Genomic DNA, 16,077 nt, shown 5'->3' with positions numbered 1-16,077 from the left:
GGAGCCTCCGGCGGGCAGGGCCGCGCCCCGTCACGAGGCGCCCGCGCACCGTGCGACGGCGTCCTCGCGCCGTGACGTCGGCGACGACGATCTCGCTCACTGTAGCGACACGCGCACGAATCGTAAAACCGGAGGCTCGCCGCCCGGTCAGGCCGCCAGGACGTGCGCCGGACGGTGTCCCGCGAGCAGTTCGCGGAGCTGCTTGCGGCCCCGGTGCAGCCGCGACATCACCGTGCCGATGGGCGTGCCCATCATCGCGGCGATCTCCTTGTAGTGGTAGCCCTCGACGTCGGCCAGGTAGACCGCGTCACGGAAGTCGCGCGGCAGCGAGCGCAGCGCCGCCACGACCTCGCCGTCGGCGATGTGGTCGAGCACCTCGTGCTCGGCCGAGCGGAAGCCCTCGCCGCCCGCCTCGGCCCGCTCGATCTGCCACTCCTCCAGCTCCTCCGAGCCCGCGCGCTGCGGCTCGCGCTGCCGCTTGCGGTAGGTGTTGATGAAGTTGTTCGTCAGGATGCGGTGCAGCCACGCCTTGAGGTTCGTGCCCTCCTGGAACTGGTGGAAGTTCGTGAACGCCTTCGTCAGCGTCTCCTGGAGCAGGTCCTCGGCGTCGGCGGTGTTGCGCGTCATCCGCACCGCGCTGGCGAAGAGCGGGTCGGCGAGCGGCATGACGTCGCGCAGGTAGCGTTCGGTGGTCTCGGGTGTGGGCGTGTCGGCCATCGTCGTTCCCCCCTTGAGAATGACCCTGGGCCAAGGTCGGTGGGCGTCCGCCGCGTCGCGGACCGGGCGGACGGGGCCGCCCCTCGCAGAAGTACGTCTCACCGTTCCCGCCGGTTCGCGATCAAACGTGCGTTCCGTGCCGGTGAGCGGTGATTTCGGAGCTCCGGCCGCGCATGGAGGGTGGGCCGGGTGGAGCCGCGCGGATCGCGGTGCCAGGGCGACCCCGGGAGGGTCCGGGACGTCGCGGGCGCGCTCGATCGGCGCTGTCGGGATCGGGTGGTTTTCGGCTCTCACCCAGTAAGACGCACGGACGGCGTCCGAAGGTTGCGTGGCGTCGGTCACAAAACCCGGGTAACGGTCGTCCCCAGGTCCGTCGACACGGTATCGCGTGCCGCCCGCGAGGGTGGCCAGGGCCCGGATTTCGCCGGAGTTGCGACGCGGAACTCTCACGAGCGGTAATGTCCCCTTTACTGCGGGTCGCCGGGTCGGCCGCCGGTCCGCGCCGTGCCCTCGGAGGTCCCAGCGGTGAACGTGCGCCAGGAACAGCAGACCCCGGCCCGGACCGACGGCGCCCTGCCGCGCGTGCTCGGCCAGCCGCTGCTCGGCCTCGCCGCGATGGCCGTCCTCACCGTCGACGCGCGCGGCCGCGTCGCCCACTGGAGCCGCACCGCCACCGACCTGTTCCGCGTCGAGGGCGCCGGACGCGCCGCTGCCGACGTGCTGCGCCCGCCCCCCGAGCACCGCGACGCCTTCACCCCCGGCGACCACCGCCGCGTCCGGTGCGGCGTCTGGCGCACCGCCGGCGTCGGCGAGACCGCCTGGTGGATCTATCCGCTGCCCGGCCCCGGCGTCCTCGCCCTCGCCACCGACTTCGGCCGCCTCCGCGACCACGGCCCCGACCTCGGGCTCGGCGGCGTCCTGCTGCCCACCGGCGGCGCCCGGCTCCTGCACGCCGAACCCGTCCTCGCGCCCGCGCCCGACGTCGCCGCGCTCGCCGCCCGGTTCGGCGGGCTGCTGCCCGCCGACGGCGCCGCCGCGCTCACCGCCCGCGTCGCCGAACTCGGGCAGCCCGCCGTCGACCTCGGCGTCGCCGTCCGGCTGCCGATGGCGCCGCACCGGCCCGGGACGCCCCGCGCGCTGCGGGTCCGGAACGTTCCCGAGGCCCGCCCCGCCCCGCCCCTCACCACGGGGGAACAGTTCTCCTACCTCTCCGAGGCGGGCGACCGCATCGCCGGGGCGCTCGACCACGTCCAGGCGTCCCGCACCCTCGCCGAGGTCGCCGTGCCGGGCCTCGCCGACGCCGCCACCGTCGAACTCCTCGAAGGCGTCGCCGCCGCCGGGGAGGAGGACGGCGTCCGGCCCGAGCACGCCGCGCTCGTCCGGCACATCGCCCGCGCCCCCGGGCCCGTGCCCGAACCCGTCCGGCGGCCCGCCGGAGACCTCGCCGCGCGCGTGCTGAGCACCGGCGCGGAACTGCGGCTGCGCGGCACCACGGCCGAGGCCGAGGCCGAACTCGCCGGACTAGGCGTCCCCGGCGCGCCCGGCCGCGACCTGCTCGTCCTCCCGCTCGCCGCGCGCGGGCAGACCCTCGGCGTCCTGCGGCTGCTGCGCGGCCCCGGACGGACGCCCTTCACCGCCGACGACCTCGCCGCCGCCACCGAACTCGCCCGTCGCGCCGGGCTCGGCATCGACAACGGCCGCCGCTACCGGCGGGAGGCGCACACCGTCCACGAACTCCAGCGCACCATGCTCCCCGCCGACCCGCCGCGCATCCCCGGCGCCGAGATCCGCTTCCGCTACCGGCCCGCGGGCAGCGGACTCCAGGTCGGCGGCGACTGGTTCGACGCCTTCCCGCTGCCCGGCGGGCGGCTCGGCCTCGTCATCGGCGACGTCATGGGCCACGGCCTCACCTCCGCCGCGATCATGGGGCAGCTCCGGATGGCCGTCCGCGCCCTCGCCGCCGAGGACCCGCCGCCCGCCCGGCTGCTGCGCCGCCTCGACGAACTGACCCACTGGTTCACCGCCGACTACCTCGGCACCTGCCTCTACGCCGTCTACGACCCCGTCGCCCGCCGCTGCCGCATCGGCAACGCCGGGCACGTCCCGCCCGTCCTGATCACGCCCGGCGGCGGCGCCCGCGTCCTCGACGTCCCGGCCGGGGTGCCGATCGGCCTCGGCACCAGCGCGACGATGGGCACCGCCGAGTTCGACGTCCCGGACGGGTCGCGGCTCGTCCTGTGCACCGACGGGCTCGTCGAGCGCCGCGACCGCGACATCGACGTCGGCCTGGAGGAGCTGCGCGCCCACCTCGCCGACGCCGGCGGCAGCCTGGACGAGCTGTGCGACGGGCTCCTCGACACCCTCGCCGACGGCACGTTCGCCGACGACGTCGCCGTCGCCGCGCTGTCCTGCGACGGCATCCCGTGCGACGACGTCGCCACGTTCGACCTCGCCGTCGACCCCCGCTCGGCCGGGCGGGCCCGGGCGGCCACCGCCGCGCGGCTGACCGGCTGGGGACTCGGCGCCCTCGCCGAACCCGTGACGCTGCTCGTCAGCGAACTCGTCGCCAACGCCGTCCAGCACGGGCGCGGGCCCATCGTGGTGCGGCTCGTGAAGGCGGGCGCGCTGCTCGGAGAGGTCCACGACACCGGCACCGCCGTGCTGCGGCCCCGCACCGCCGCGCCCACCGACGAGGCCGGGCGCGGCCTCACCCTGGTCGAGCACCTCGCCGCGCGGTGGGGCACCCGCCGCACCGAGCACGGCAAGGCCGTCTGGTTCGAGCTGCCGCTGCCGCGGCGCTGACTCCGGCCGCAGGGAAATGTGCCGCCTCCGACAGGTTCGCGACGGCGGCGCGTGCGGTGTGATCGTGAGGCGGGCGTGCGCCCGCGCGGAACGGGGGCCCCGTTGGGAGACAGCCTGACCTTGCCGGTCGCGGAGACGCTGCACGCCACCTACGCGGTGGTGTTCGGCGACCCTCCCGCCGACCCCCGCGAACTGGCCCGCGAGGAGGTCGCCGCCCGCGTCGCCGCGCCGCTGCGGGGACTCGTCCTCGGCATGCTCGACAGCCCGATGCTGACGCTCGACCTGCGGGCCGCCGCCGACTTCCCGCCGCTGCCGGTGGACCTCATCACCGCCTATGGCGCCGATCCTTCGGAGCTGTCCGCGATCGCGTCGGCCGCGCACGTGCTCGCCGTCCGGGCCGCGTACCGTCCCGGCTGGCCGCCCGCGCACGAGTGGGCCGCGCGCGCCGTCGCCGGAGCCGTCGCGGCGGCGCGCTCGGCGCCCGTTGTGGACGTTTTCACCCCGCGCGTCCTGGAACGTGCCGATCTGCTGCGTTCCCTGCCCGGCCCGGACGGCGACATCGCCCTCACCGACTGGATGCTCATCGAGCACTCGTCCGGGCCCCACGGCTTCTACTTCGTCACCCGGGGTCTCGCCCGCTTCGGCCTCCCCGAACTCCAGACGGAGCACGTTCCGCCCGCCCTGGTCACCCCGTGGAGCCGCCTCCTCAACGGCCTGGCCCGCCGCCTCCTCGACCTGTGGCTGGACGAACTTCCCGGCGGGGAACTTCCCGTCTTCGCTGACCTTCCCGACACCGTCTCGGTCGGACTCCACGACGTCGCCGCCGCCCAGGGCCTGCACGATCCCCTTCACCGCGAGGTGAGCGTCCGCCTCCGCGCGGACACTCCCGCCCTGCTCACCGTCCTGCCCGCCGACGACGGCCCGGACCGGCTGGAGAACCTCTGCACGGCCCTCTTCGGCGAAGGCGTGACCTGAACTCCGGTGGCGGCGGCGGGAGTTATCCACAGCCTTGCCGTTCGCCTTGCCGATGGGGCGCGTCCGGCGGAGGATCGTCTTCGTGAGACGACGTCCCGGAAGCCCGCCGCCCGAGCCCGAGGAACCCGCCGTGCCCACGGAACCGTCCGACCCGCCCGAGCCCGGTGCCTCCGAGCGTCCGCCGGTGCCGCACCCGGGCGACGTCCGCGTCGCGGGCCGCCGCCGCGCGCCCGACCCGTCTCCCGCGTCCGGCGCGACCCGTCCCGACATCCCCCTCCAGACGCCCCAGGGCCGCTACGAACCCTGGGACCGCCTCCCCGGCGCACTGGAGAGCCCCCCGCCCGGCGGCGAAACCGCCCCGGCCCCACCGACGCCCGAGCCGTGGAAACCCGTCCACACGTCCCGCCCGGCCGACCCGCCCCGTCCCGACGATCCGCCGCCCGCCGAGCACCCCGGACCGTGGACGCCGAGCGCCGAGCACCCCCCGACGCCCGAAACCGGGACGCCGGGCGCGAACCCGTGGACCCGGCGCGAGCCGGACAACCCACCCGAAGCACAACCCGCCGCACGGAACGAGCCGGACACCACCACGAGCGGAACCCCACCCGAGCCACCCCACGCCACGACCGACGAGCGCGAGAGCACACCGGACCTGTGGACGATCACCCCGACCGACCCCCCGCCGACCACCCCACCCGACGCATGGACCGCCACCCCCACCGACCCCGAGCCCGACACCCGCAACGGTGAGCCCCCACCGGACCCGGCCGCCCCCCGACCAGAGCGCCCGACCGACGAGCGAACCCCGGACGCGTGGACGGCCACACCCGGGGACGCCGAGCCGGATGCCCCCGACGACGCGCGCAGCGGCACGAGCGACCCCCGACCAAGCCCGGCTGACACCTCACCGAAGCCTCCGGATGAGCGCGCCCCGGACGCGTGGGCGATGCCGCCGGGCGATGCGGAGCCGAGCACGCGTGACGAGGGGCGCGGTGGGGTGGGCGAGCCCCGACCGGGAGCGGCTGACGTCCGCCCGGAGTCTCCGGGTGAGCGCGCCCCGGAAGCGTGGGCGATGCCGCCGGGCGATGCGGAGCCGGGTACGCGTGACGACGCGCGCAATGGGGTGAGCGAGCCCCGACCGGGACCGGCTGACGTCCGACCGGAGTCTCCGAGTGGTGAGCGTGCGCCGGATGCGTGGGCGGTGTCGCCCAGCGGCGCCGAGTCAGGTGCGCGCGACGACGCGCGCGGTGGGGTGAGCGAGCCCCGACCGAGAGCGGCTGACGTCCGACCGGAGTTTCCGAGTGGTGAGCGAACCTCGGACGCGTGGGCGGTCACGCCCGGCGACGCCGAGTCGGGCGCGCGGGACGGCGCCCGCGGTGGCACGAGCGAGGCTCGACCGGGAGCGGCTGGCGCCCGACCGGTGTTTCCGAGCGACGAGCGCGCGCCGGATGCGTGGGCGGTGTCGCCCGGCGGCGGCGAGTCGGGCGCGCGGGACGACGCGCGCGGTGGCGCCAGCGAGCCCCGGTCAAGACCGGCTGGCGCCCGACCGGAGTCTCTGAGCGACGACCGTGCGCCGGATGCGTGGACGGTCACGCCCGGCGACGCCGAGTCGGGCCACGGCACGGGCGAGGCCCGGTTGAACACGGCTGACGCCCAGTCGGAGCGTCCCGCCGCCGAGGGCGAGCCCGATGCGTGGACCGTCACGTCAGGCCGGGCCGAGCCGCGTTCGTGGGACAAAGTGCCCGATAGTGCCGAGAAGCCATGGGCCCGCGCGTCGGACGAGCCGCGCGCTTCGAGTGGCGAGCGCGGTGGCGCCGGGGACGCGTGGACCGTCGCGCCGCGCCCCGGTGAAGCCCGCGGGCCGTCCGGAGATCCCCTCGGCGGCCCCCGGTGGTGGGAGGACGACGAAGACGACGCCGTCGCGGCGCCTCCCGCGCGCGGGCTCTCCGTACAGCCGCCCGGCAGAGAGCGGGCGGCGGAGCAGCCGCCCGACAGCATGGGCGCAGCCCGCCCGCCCGCCGACCTCGACGGCCCCCTCCACGATCCGGCACGCCGCGCCGCCCTGGTGGACGCGTTCGTCGCCGAGTTCGCCGGCAGTGCCACGTGGAAGGCGACGCTGGCCGTCCTGGAGGGCGCGTTCCCGGGTCGGGGCATGGCGTCGTCGCTCGCGCGCCGCACCGACGAGCTGTGGCGCATCATGGACCCGCTCGACCGCGTCGGCGGCGCCGCGCTCGGCCTGCCCGCCTGGACGGACGGCGCAGGCGGCATCGTCCTCGACGTCAGCGCCCACCGCGCCACCGGCGACGCCCTGAGCGGTGAGCGGGAACCCGTCCGGTCCCGCGCGTCCCGCCCGTACGCGGGCGCCTTCGTCATCGACACGCTCGACCCGCTCCGCTATCACCGCGCGATGGGCGGCCCCCAGGCCCCCGGCGACGGTGCCCCCGCCACCGCCCGCATCCCCGGCGAGGACGACGACACCGGCGTCGTGATCGTCGCCGACCTGCGCACCGCGGGTTCCCGCATCCTCGACGCGACCGCCCTCTGGCGCTTCGTCGGCCGCATCATCACCGCCACCCTCCTCGACCCCGCCCGCCCCGAAACGCGCCTCCGCACCCGCCGCGCCCTGCGCGCGCTCCGCCGCACCGTCCTCGTCGACCCGGCCCTCGGCCTGGCCCTCTGCCTCCACCTCGACCCCACCCGCACCCCCCACTGCCTCCTGGCCATCGCCATCGACCGCACGGAGACCAACACGCCCCACTTCGTCCGCCTCTGACACCAAACCTCGGGCACCGCACCCGACCGCGAGAACACGCAACGGGGCGCCCGGTGCGCCGCGACGTCGTGCGCTGCGGGACCTTCGGCTGCGTGGGACATTCGGCGCACCCGTCCGGCAAGCACGGCTCGCTGCCCGGATACGCGCGCGGAACTCCCATAGCGGCCGCTTCGCAGTTCCGCAGCTCGGCGTGCCCGGCGGGCTCGCAGCGCGCGGAACTCCCGTAACGGCTGCTTCGCAGTTCCGCAGCTCAGGGTGCCCGGCGAGTTCGCAGCGCGCGGAACTTCCGTGGTGGCCGCAGGAGAGTGCCGGTGTCGTCTGAGCGGGGGAATGCGGCTCTTGCTTCTGCGGGTGCGTGGGTTATTCGTCCGTGTGGAGCCAGGTGAGGTCGGATTGGAGGGATTCGGGGAGGTCGCGGAGTTGGGCGGCCAGCTCCCACGGTTCGGACGGGACGGGGTGGGCCGCCGCCGGGAGCAGGCCGCAGAGCAGCGTGTTCGCGGTGCGGACGGCCGTGAAGGGCCCGATGCGGGCGAGCCCCGCGCCGCGAAGCTGCGCGAGTTCGGTGAGCAGGACGGCCAGCGGCGAGCGGTCCTGCGGGTCGTGCAGGCCGCGGACCTGGGCGAAGAGCTCCTCGGCCAGCGCGTCCGGACGGCGTCCCGACAGGTGGTAGGACGTGCCGAGGAACGCCCCGCCGCCGACGCTGCGCGCCCGGTGGTGGTCGCGGATGCGGACGCGGAGGCCGTGCTCGGCGGCGCAGCGCTCGAAGGCGTCCGCCAGCAGCGCCTCGGACTCGCCCTCCTCGCTGAGCAGGACGCCGGTGACGACGCCGTCCCGCCGGGCCAGGCGCTCCAGCATCTCCTGGTGCAGTTCGCCGACGTCCTGCTCGACGGCGTCCAGGGAGCGCGCCAGCGACCGCTGGGCCTCCCGGTCGAGGCGTATGTCGGCCAGGTCGGTGTCCAGGCGTTCGCCGGCGCGGCCCGTCCGCTCGTCGAGCTGTGCGACGCGGTCGTGCAGCTCCGCCAGCCGCGCGTCCACGGCGGCGAGCCGATCGTGGACGCCGCCGAGTCGGTCGTCCCCCGGCGCGGCAACGCCGTCCGGCTGCGGGGGAGCGACGGGCACCGTCTCCGGGCCGGACGGACGTTCCAGCCGCGCCCCCAGCTCGGCGACCTGCGCGCGCAGCGTGCGGATGTCACGTTCGGCGCGCGGCAGCCGCCTGTCGAACGCCATGTACACCTCGCGCCCGGCGATCGCCAGACACAGCAGGACGAGAACGACGGTCATCGACAAGGAAGCTCCTCGGGGGCGGCGCCGCCTCCGACCCTAACCCGCCGGAGACGCCCCGTCCCGGCGCGCCAGAGATCTTGTCCGGAACGCCCGAGAATCAGCCGAACAGTCCGCCAAGAAGGCCGCCGAGGATCTCCCCGACGCCGCCCGCGACCTCGCCCGCCACGTCCCCGAGAGCGCCGTTGGCCGCGTCGGACGCGACGTTCATCGCGGCCTCACCGGCCCAGCCTCCCGCAGCGTTCGCGGCCCAGTTCCCCGCGACGTTCCCGACCTGCCCCGCGACGTTGCCGAGCGCCGCCTCCGCCTGCCCGAGCGGCACGCCCGCCGCGTTGACGGCCGCCGCCCCGCCGATCCCGGCCGCCGCGATCCCGGCCGCGCCCGCCGCGACTCCGGCCGCGCCCGCCGCGAGCCCCCACCCGGCGCCGTGCCCGTGCCGGTATCCGGGCGGCGCGGGATGTCCGTGCCGGACGGACGGATACCCGGGCGGCGCCGACACGGGCGGATAACCGGGCGGCGGCGCGTACGAGACGGGCTGCTGCCCGGGCGGCAACGGCGGACGAGGCAGCGGCGGCTGCCCGTACTGCGGCGCCGGAGGCGTTTCGTACGGCGCCTGCCCCCACTGCGGCTGGTCGCCATGCGGCGGTCGGCCGGGCGCCGCGTGCTGCGCGCCGGGACTCTCCGCCTGCGGGTGCCCGCCGGGCGCCGGGTACTGCGGCGTCCCGGGCATCCCGTGCTGCGATCCGTACGAGGGGATTCCACCGGGCGGCGCCTCCGGCGGATACCCACCGGGAGCCCCGTGGGGGTGACTCCCGTGGCCGCCGGGCTGCGGGTATCCGCCGGGCATCCCGTGCTGCTGCCCCCCGTGCGCCGCACCGGGCGCTCCGTGCACTGAGCCGGGCATTTCGTGCGCTGAGCGGGGCGTTCCGTGTGACGCGCCGGGCATCCCGTGTGACGCGCCGGGCGTTCCATGCCCCGGCGCAGCGGGCGTCCCGTGGTGCGCTCCGTGTGCTGAGGCGGGCGCTCCGTGCACTGAGCCGGGCGTCCCGTGTGCTGAGGCGGGCGTTCCGTGTGAGGCGCCGGGTGTCCCATGCCCCGGCGCACCGGGCGTCCCGTGGTGGGCTCCGTACGGTGCGCTGGGCGTTCCGTGGTGCGCGCCGGGTGCTCCATGGGGTGCGCCGCCGGGTGTCCCGTAGGGCGTCCCGCGTTCCGAACCGCCGGGGGTGCCGTACGGCGGGAGGGCGCCGTGCGGATCGCCGGGCACTCCGTACTGCGGCGGGTATCCCGGCGGCATCGACGGTGCGGACTGTCCGGGTGCGGGCGCGGGCGGCGGGACTGCGCCGGGCGACGAACCCGGCGTTCCCGGCGCACCGCCGAACGCGGCGGGCAGCGCGGGCGGCGCGTGCTGCCCGTGGTGCGGCGTGCTCGAAGGCGACGGGAAACCCGTCGGCGGCGGCACCGGCGCGAGACCGCCCGCGCCGTGCCCGTGCGACGGCGCGTGCTGCGAAGGCGCGGGCGCACTCGGCGCGAGGCGGGCGGCCGCGTCCAGCCACTCGGTGATCTTGGCGTCCCAGTCCGTCTCGGCGGCCTCGGAGTGCGCGACCTGGAACGCGCCGAACGCCTCGCCGGACGCGTCCCGTCCGGGCGCGCGCAGCTTGAACGCCATCGCGCGCGGGCTGGCGACGAAGCTCAGCGTCGCCAGGTCGAGCCGGTCGCGCCAGCGCTCCGGCGGAAGCAGGTGGATCTCCTGGTGGAACGGGAGCTGCTGCGGGACGCCGCGCAGCTTCGACTGCTCGAACGTCACGTGCTCGATGCGGAACCCGAGCCGCGCGATCGCCGCGAGCACCCACTGCTGCGACTGGAGCGGCTCCACGGACGTGGGGTCGACGTCGCCCGGGTCGGCCGCGCCGACGACGTCGACCTCGGTGCACAGCCCGATCGTGAACCCGGGCAGTTCCCGTCCGAGGACGGTCGTGAAAGGCAGCTCGTACGGCAGCGGAATCGAGAACGCGAGCGCCTTCTCCTCCCCGGCGTCCAGCCGGAACGCGCGCGTGAGCGCACCCCGGTAGATCTCGGGGCCGCGCGTCTCGGTGCCGTGCTCGTCGCGCATGAGCGGCATCAGCGCCAGCGTGACGTGCCGGACGTCGCGCGCGGTCGAGTCGCCGCGCACGTGGACGCGCCCGGCGATCACACCTCCGGGGCTACAGTTCGGCGCGCTGAGCACCGCGTCAACGGTGACACCGCCCGCACGCCCGGACCCACCGTCCATCCGTCCGTAGGACACCGGCCGCCCCCTCTCGACTCACGGGGACGCCGCCGCCCCACACCCGATTCGACGAACACCACCCTGCCATCGGTTCACCCCCAAAGGAGGACCAACCGGGTGAGAACTTCCAACACCACCCACACCGACACCCGCCGCCGGACAACAACCACCCGCCACACCCAAACCCACGACGCTGCCCGACCCCCGACATGCCGCACTCGGACCCCCACACTCCACCTCTTACGCCCGCACCCCGGCCCGCGCCCGCGCCTCGCGCCCGCGCCCGCGCCGCCCCGGCCCGCGCCCCGGCCCGCCCCTGCCCGCGCCCGCGCCTCGCGCCCGCGCCCGCCCCGCCCCGGCCCGCGCCCCGGCCCGCGCCTCGCGCCCGCGCCCGCGCCGCGCCCCGTCAACCGCTCACCGGGGGCCCGCACCGGGGCCGCTCGCGCCCGCGCCCGCGCCGCGCCCCGGCCCGCGTCCGCCCCGCCCCGGCCCGCGCCCGCGCCGCGTTCCCGGCCCGCGCCCCGGCCCGCGCCTCGCGCCCGCGCCCCCGGCCGCGCCCGCGTTCCCGGCGCGCACCAACGGCTCGCGCTCACGGCTCGCGCTCACGGTTTCGCGCGCCGGGGCGCTCGGTGACCGCTGCTGAACCCGGTGCCCGGTCCACGGCTCGTGTCCACGGCTCGTGTCCACGGCCTGTGCGCGGTGGCTTGTGTGCGGCGCTCGGTGGCTGCGGCCGCATCCGGCGCCTGGCCCGCGCCTGGTGATCGTGCCCGTGTCTGGGGCCCGCGGCTTGTGGGTGGTGATCTGCGTGCGGCGGTCGGTGGCCGTGCTCGTGCGCGGTGTGTCCGTGGCCGCTTTCGGAGACGGTGACCGGCGCTGCTCCCGGAAACGGGTGAACTGGCCGACCCGGCGACCGTGCGCGATGACAGCGATCGGTGCCGGGGGCGGCGGCTGGTGCACGCGCCCCGGGCGGGGGAGCCGTACGCCGCCCGCGACCGCGACGGTGAACTGTGCGCTAGGCGGTGGTTCGCCCGGCTGCGGTCGGTGAGTGGTTGGGCTGCGGTGGTCATCGGCGTGCGGTGATCGGGGTTCTGGGTGTTCGGTGCAGCGGTGCGGATGCTGGTCGTGGGCGGGTTGGGTGGTGGGGTTCGGTGCGCGTCAGGTGTTGGGGCGGAAGCGGGTCTGGGTGTAGGGGCCCTTGCCGAACGCGAGGATCTTTTCCGGGGTGACGGCGAAGACGAGGGCTGGGCCGCCCTCGGGGTGCTCGAAGCCCTCGTCGGTGGCGTCGTAGTCCCAGTCGAGCTTGCTCTTCCAAATCGCGGCGAGTTCGGTGAGGCGTTCCCGGCCGGTGACGCGTACGACCGCGCCCTCGACGACGACGTCGATCCCGCCCTGCTGGCGGTCGCTTCCCGTGGCGAGCACGCAGCGGGTCTCGACCTCCAGGTTCTTCGCCTTCTGCTCCTGCGCCCCGGTGCAGAAGTGCAGCCGCCCCCCGTCCCAGACGGCGGGAAGCGGAACGACGTGCGGGCGCCCGTCCCGTCGCGTCGTCGAGAGGAAGAACATCTCGGCCTTGACCAGGACGCCCTCCACGTCTCGCCACGCGACGGCCTCGGCGCCTTCCTCGCTGAATCCCTGATGCAACTCACCCACGGGGTCCATGCCCACTCCTCTCAACGAATTCCCGAGGGTGGACCGACCGGACTCCTCGAACTCATCGCAGCTCTCCGAAAGAAGGACTCGCGGCGACCACCCCGGCCGAGGATGCCAGGCTGAAGCGTGCCGGGGCCGAGTGTGCGGGGACGTGTCGGGGTGTATGCGCCGAGCTGGGTACGCCGGGCGGAGGGCTGGCGGAGCGGTCGGGTCGCGCGTCAGGCCGTGTTCGCCGGGCCGTGTGCGAGGCGGGTGGGCCGAACCGGGAGCGCGCCGGGTTCGGCGTCGTCGGCTGAGCGCGCGCCGGTTTGATGGTGCCGAGTGGTGTTGCGCCGGGTCAGGCGTGCTGGGTGGGCGCCATCCGCACACAGGCGCGCTCGACGGTCAGCGTGTGTCGGTGCGCGCCGGTTCGTCACATCGGGCGGAACTACCAGTCCGGCGTGCCGGGCCGAGCACGGCGGATCGAGGTTTTGGGCTGTGAGCGCCTCTGCCTCGGGTTGAAGTGCGCTGGGCGCGCTCACCGGGCTGAGCGCGTCGGTGCGGGCGTGCCAGGTTGGGTGTGCCGAGCCGGGCGCGTTGGGGCGAGCGCTTGGAATGAGTGAGTGCGTCGAGGCGGGTGCATCAGGCCGTGCGTGCCAGGTTGGGTGTGCCGAGCCGGGCGGGTTGGTGGAGCGCGTTGGGGCGAGCGCCCGGCTGCGCGCTTGGATGGGTGAGTACGTCGAGGCGTGCGCCCTGGCCTGGCGCATCGGGCCGAGCGTGCCGGGGCCAGAGCGCGTTGGGTCAACGTGCTCGGGGTGAGTACGTCGAGGTTTGTGTCCTGGGTCTGGCGCGTTGGGGGTGGGTTGTGGGCCGGGGGTTGGTGCCCGGCCCACGGGTGTCAGTCGGTTTCCTTTGCGCCTGGGTCGGTGATGGTGACCGGGGCGTAGCCGAGGGACTCCAGGGGGCCTCGGATCTGTTTGGCGTCGCCCACCGCGATGATGGTGAGGGCGTCGGTGTCGATGTGGGTCGTGTAGGCGTCGGCCACGGACGTCGGGGTGGCGGCGCGGACGGCCGACAGGTAGCGGGTCGGGTAGGTGGGGCCGAGGCCGGCGGCGGTGGTGTCGGCCAGTTCGGCGGCGACCGAGCGGGCCGTCTCGTACTCGGCGGGGGCGCGGTCGGCCAGGGCGCGGACCGAGGCCGCCGCCTCGTCCTCGGCGATGCCGTCGGCCTGGATGCTGCGCAGGCCCGCCAGGGCGTCGGCGACGGCGTCGCCGGTGACCTCGGTGTGGACGGAGCCCTGGGCGAGGAAGACGCCCCGGCCGCGCATGCGCAGCAGACCCGCCCGCACGCCGTAGGTGTAGCCCTTCTCCTCGCGCAGCACCGCGTTCAGCCGCGACGTGAGCCCGCCGCCGAGGACGTGCGCCGCGACGGTGAGCAGCGGCCAGGCGTCGCTGGTGCGGTCGGGGACGCCGTGGCCGAGGCTCAGGTACGTCTGGACGGAGCCGGGCCGGTCGACGATGACGATGCGGGGCCCGTTGACGGGCAGGATCTCGTCGGCGACGGGCAGCCCCGGGCCAGGCGTGCTCCACCCGGCGAGCGACGCCGTCAGCGCGGCCTCGGCGTCGACGCCGGTGAGGTCGCCCGCGAGGACGGCCGTCGCCTCCGCCGGGGACACCGAACCGTAGAAGGAACGGACGTCGGCGCCGCCGAGCGACCCGATGGACTCGCGCGTGCCGCCCGTGGGCAGGTGCGCGCGGGACTCGGCCGGGAACAGGACGGCGCGCAGCTCGCGCATCGCGCGGGTGCCGGGGTCGGCGTCCTCCTGGCCGATCTCCTCCAGGCGTTCACGGACGACGCGCCGCACGTCGGCGTCGTCGAGCGCGGCCGACCGGACGACGGTGGAGAACAGTTCCAGCGCGGGTTCGAGCCGCGTGACGGGCACGTCGAGCGCGACGCGCAGCGCGGTGAGGTCGGCGCTGGCGAACAGGCTCGCGCCGAGCCGCTCGAACGCGGCGGTCAGCTCGGTGCCGCCGCCGGGCCGGGTGCCCTCCAGCAGGGCCCGGGCCGTCAGCGTCGCGACGCCCTCGGACCCGGCGGACTCGCGCCCCGCGCCCGCCGCCAGGACGAGCCGGACCGACGCCAGCCGCCGCCCCGGCAGGTCGACGCGGAGCGTCTCGGGCCCGGACGGCACCCGCCCCGGCACGCCCGCCGGGAAGCTCCACGCCGGGACCGGGCCCGGGACCGGGCGGGGCTGAAGGGTCGGGGCGGTCACGCGGAACCTCCGTAGGTGAGAGCGGTGCGGGCGCCGGGGGCGAGCCAGCGGCCCGCCATCTCGCGGATGTGCGCGGCGTCCACGGCGGCGGCGCGGCCGGGCGCGGTGAAGACGCGGGCCGGGTCGCCGAACTGGGTGGCGTTGGCCGACAGTGCGTTGGCGAGGCCGGTGACGGTCTCGGTCTGCTCGAAGAAGCCGCGCTCGGCCTGCGCGGTGGCGCGGGCGGTCTCGTCGGCGTCGGGGCCGTCGGCGGCGAAGCGGGCCAGCTCCTCGTCGAGGACGGCGGCGATCTTGGCCGGGTCGGGGCCGATGGCGTCGACGATGGCGAGCGACGGGCCGCCCGCGAGGCGCGTGACGCCCGCCCAGACCTCGGTGGCGATCTCGTCGCGGCGGACCATGCGGTCGTACAGGCGGGAACCGGCGCCGCCGCCGAGGATCTCGACGGCGAGCTCGGCGGCCTCGATGTCGGTGCCGCCGTCGGACGGGAGCGGGAACATCGCGAAGTAGGCGGGGGAGGGGACGTCCTCGGCGACGGCCTCGTCGCGCACCTCGCCGAGCGGGCCGAGGTCGCCGGACCGGGCGGCGGGGGCCTTGGGCCCGGCGGGCAGGCCGCCGAAGTACCGCTCGACGGCGGCGAGGGTGGCCTCGGGATCGACGTCGCCGACGACCGACAGGACCGCGTTGCCGGGCGCGTACCAGGTGCGGAAGAACGCGGCGCAGTCGTCAAGGGTGGTGGCGTCGAGGTCTTCCATGGAGCCGATGGGGGTGTGCGCGTAGGGGTGCCCGGCGGGGAACGTCAGCGCGCACAGCCGCTCGAAGGCGGTGCCGTAGGGCTGGTTGTCGTAGCGCTGGCGGCGCTCGTTCTTGACGACGTCGCGCTGGTTGTCGAGGTTGGCCTGGGTGAGCGCGGCGGGCAGCGTGCCCATGCGGTCGGCTTCGAGCCAGAGGGCGGTGTCGAGGTGGCTGACCGGCAGCGTCTCGTAGTAGTTGGTGCGCTCGAACGAGGTGCTGGCGTTGAAGGTGGCGCCGGCGCTCTCCAGCACGGCGGCGTGCTCGCCTTCGGCGACGTTGGCCGAGCCCTGGAACATGAGGTGCTCGAACAGGTGCGCCAGGCCGGTGCGCCCGGCGACCTCGTGCCGGGAGCCGACCCCGTACCAGATGTTCACGGCGGCCAGCGGTACGACGTGGTCTTCGCAGACCACGACGCGCAGGCCATTGCCGAGCGTGTGCTCGTGCAGCGGCTGATCGGCCACGGAGCGCTCCCGTCCGGTGTGGGTTGACGGCCGCGCCGCGCGGAGCCGGAAACCCCACGTCGGCACGGGCTTGATCTCCGTCTCACCGTACCGGTTCGACGCCCACGTCACG

Annotated in this window: 9 protein-coding genes; 3 read left to right on the top strand and 6 right to left on the bottom strand. The window is 75.9% G+C overall.

Annotation, left to right across the window (positions count from 1 at the left end):
• Positions 1-147: 147 nt before the first annotated feature.
• Positions 148-717, bottom strand: coding sequence for a sigma-70 family RNA polymerase sigma factor (locus C229_RS30785; protein WP_018655976.1), 570 nt, complete (start codon positions 715-717; stop codon positions 148-150).
• A 525-nt stretch (positions 718-1,242) separates the two neighbouring features.
• Between C229_RS30785 and C229_RS0115415 the strand changes: the two genes are divergently transcribed.
• From C229_RS0115415 to C229_RS0115405, 3 genes are all read left to right on the top strand, one after another.
• The gene (locus tag C229_RS0115415) at positions 1,243-3,519 is read left to right on the top strand and encodes a SpoIIE family protein phosphatase (protein WP_018655975.1); all 2,277 of its coding nucleotides are present in this window, start codon (positions 1,243-1,245) and stop codon (positions 3,517-3,519) included.
• A 102-nt stretch (positions 3,520-3,621) separates the two neighbouring features.
• Positions 3,622-4,494 (top strand): hypothetical protein, encoded by an 873-nt coding sequence (locus C229_RS30780; RefSeq protein WP_240487273.1) that lies wholly within the window; start codon positions 3,622-3,624, stop codon positions 4,492-4,494.
• 1,996 nt (positions 4,495-6,490) lie between these two features.
• Complete coding sequence (locus tag C229_RS0115405; RefSeq protein WP_018655973.1) at positions 6,491-7,267, top strand: hypothetical protein; 777 nt, start codon at positions 6,491-6,493, stop codon at positions 7,265-7,267.
• 360 nt (positions 7,268-7,627) lie between these two features.
• On the opposite strand, the gene C229_RS0115400 is transcribed toward C229_RS0115405, so the two are convergent.
• The 5 genes from C229_RS0115400 to C229_RS0115375 form a co-directional block, all read right to left on the bottom strand.
• Positions 7,628-8,548, bottom strand: coding sequence for a hypothetical protein (locus C229_RS0115400; RefSeq protein ID WP_018655972.1), 921 nt, complete (start codon positions 8,546-8,548; stop codon positions 7,628-7,630).
• Between the two features lie 100 nt (positions 8,549-8,648).
• Positions 8,649-10,817 (bottom strand): sporulation protein, encoded by a 2,169-nt coding sequence (locus tag C229_RS32955; protein ID WP_081639890.1) that lies wholly within the window; start codon positions 10,815-10,817, stop codon positions 8,649-8,651.
• A 1,152-nt stretch (positions 10,818-11,969) separates the two neighbouring features.
• Positions 11,970-12,470 carry a pyridoxamine 5'-phosphate oxidase family protein gene (locus C229_RS0115385; protein ID WP_018655970.1) on the bottom strand — a complete coding sequence of 167 codons (501 nt, stop codon included), beginning with the start codon at positions 12,468-12,470 and terminating at the stop codon, positions 11,970-11,972.
• An 868-nt stretch (positions 12,471-13,338) separates the two neighbouring features.
• On the bottom strand, positions 13,339-14,712 hold the full coding sequence (locus C229_RS0115380) for a M16 family metallopeptidase (protein ID WP_018655969.1): 1,374 nt from the start codon (positions 14,710-14,712) through the stop codon (positions 13,339-13,341).
• On the bottom strand, positions 14,709-15,965 hold the full coding sequence (locus C229_RS0115375) for a M16 family metallopeptidase (RefSeq protein ID WP_026313827.1): 1,257 nt from the start codon (positions 15,963-15,965) through the stop codon (positions 14,709-14,711). The genes C229_RS0115380 and C229_RS0115375 overlap by 4 nt, the downstream gene beginning before the upstream one ends.
• Positions 15,966-16,077: the final 112 nt, after the last annotated feature.

This window comes from Actinomadura flavalba DSM 45200, assembly GCF_000374305.1.
GTDB classification, from domain to species: domain Bacteria; phylum Actinomycetota; class Actinomycetes; order Streptosporangiales; family Streptosporangiaceae; genus Spirillospora; species Spirillospora flavalba.
The sequence above is the reverse complement of the archived record's forward strand: the minus strand, read 5'-3'. Positions and strand labels throughout refer to the sequence as shown.

Coding starts and splice junctions, on each gene's coding strand:
- C229_RS0115405 (WP_018655973.1), top strand. CDS start 6,491: ATGGGCGCAGCCCGCCCGCCCGCCGACCTCGACGGCCCCCTCCACGAT.
- C229_RS30785 (WP_018655976.1), bottom strand. CDS start 717: ATGGCCGACACGCCCACACCCGAGACCACCGAACGCTACCTGCGCGAC.
- C229_RS32955 (WP_081639890.1), bottom strand. CDS start 10,817: ATGGACGGTGGGTCCGGGCGTGCGGGCGGTGTCACCGTTGACGCGGTG.
- C229_RS0115385 (WP_018655970.1), bottom strand. CDS start 12,470: ATGGACCCCGTGGGTGAGTTGCATCAGGGATTCAGCGAGGAAGGCGCC.
- C229_RS0115400 (WP_018655972.1), bottom strand. CDS start 8,548: ATGACCGTCGTTCTCGTCCTGCTGTGTCTGGCGATCGCCGGGCGCGAG.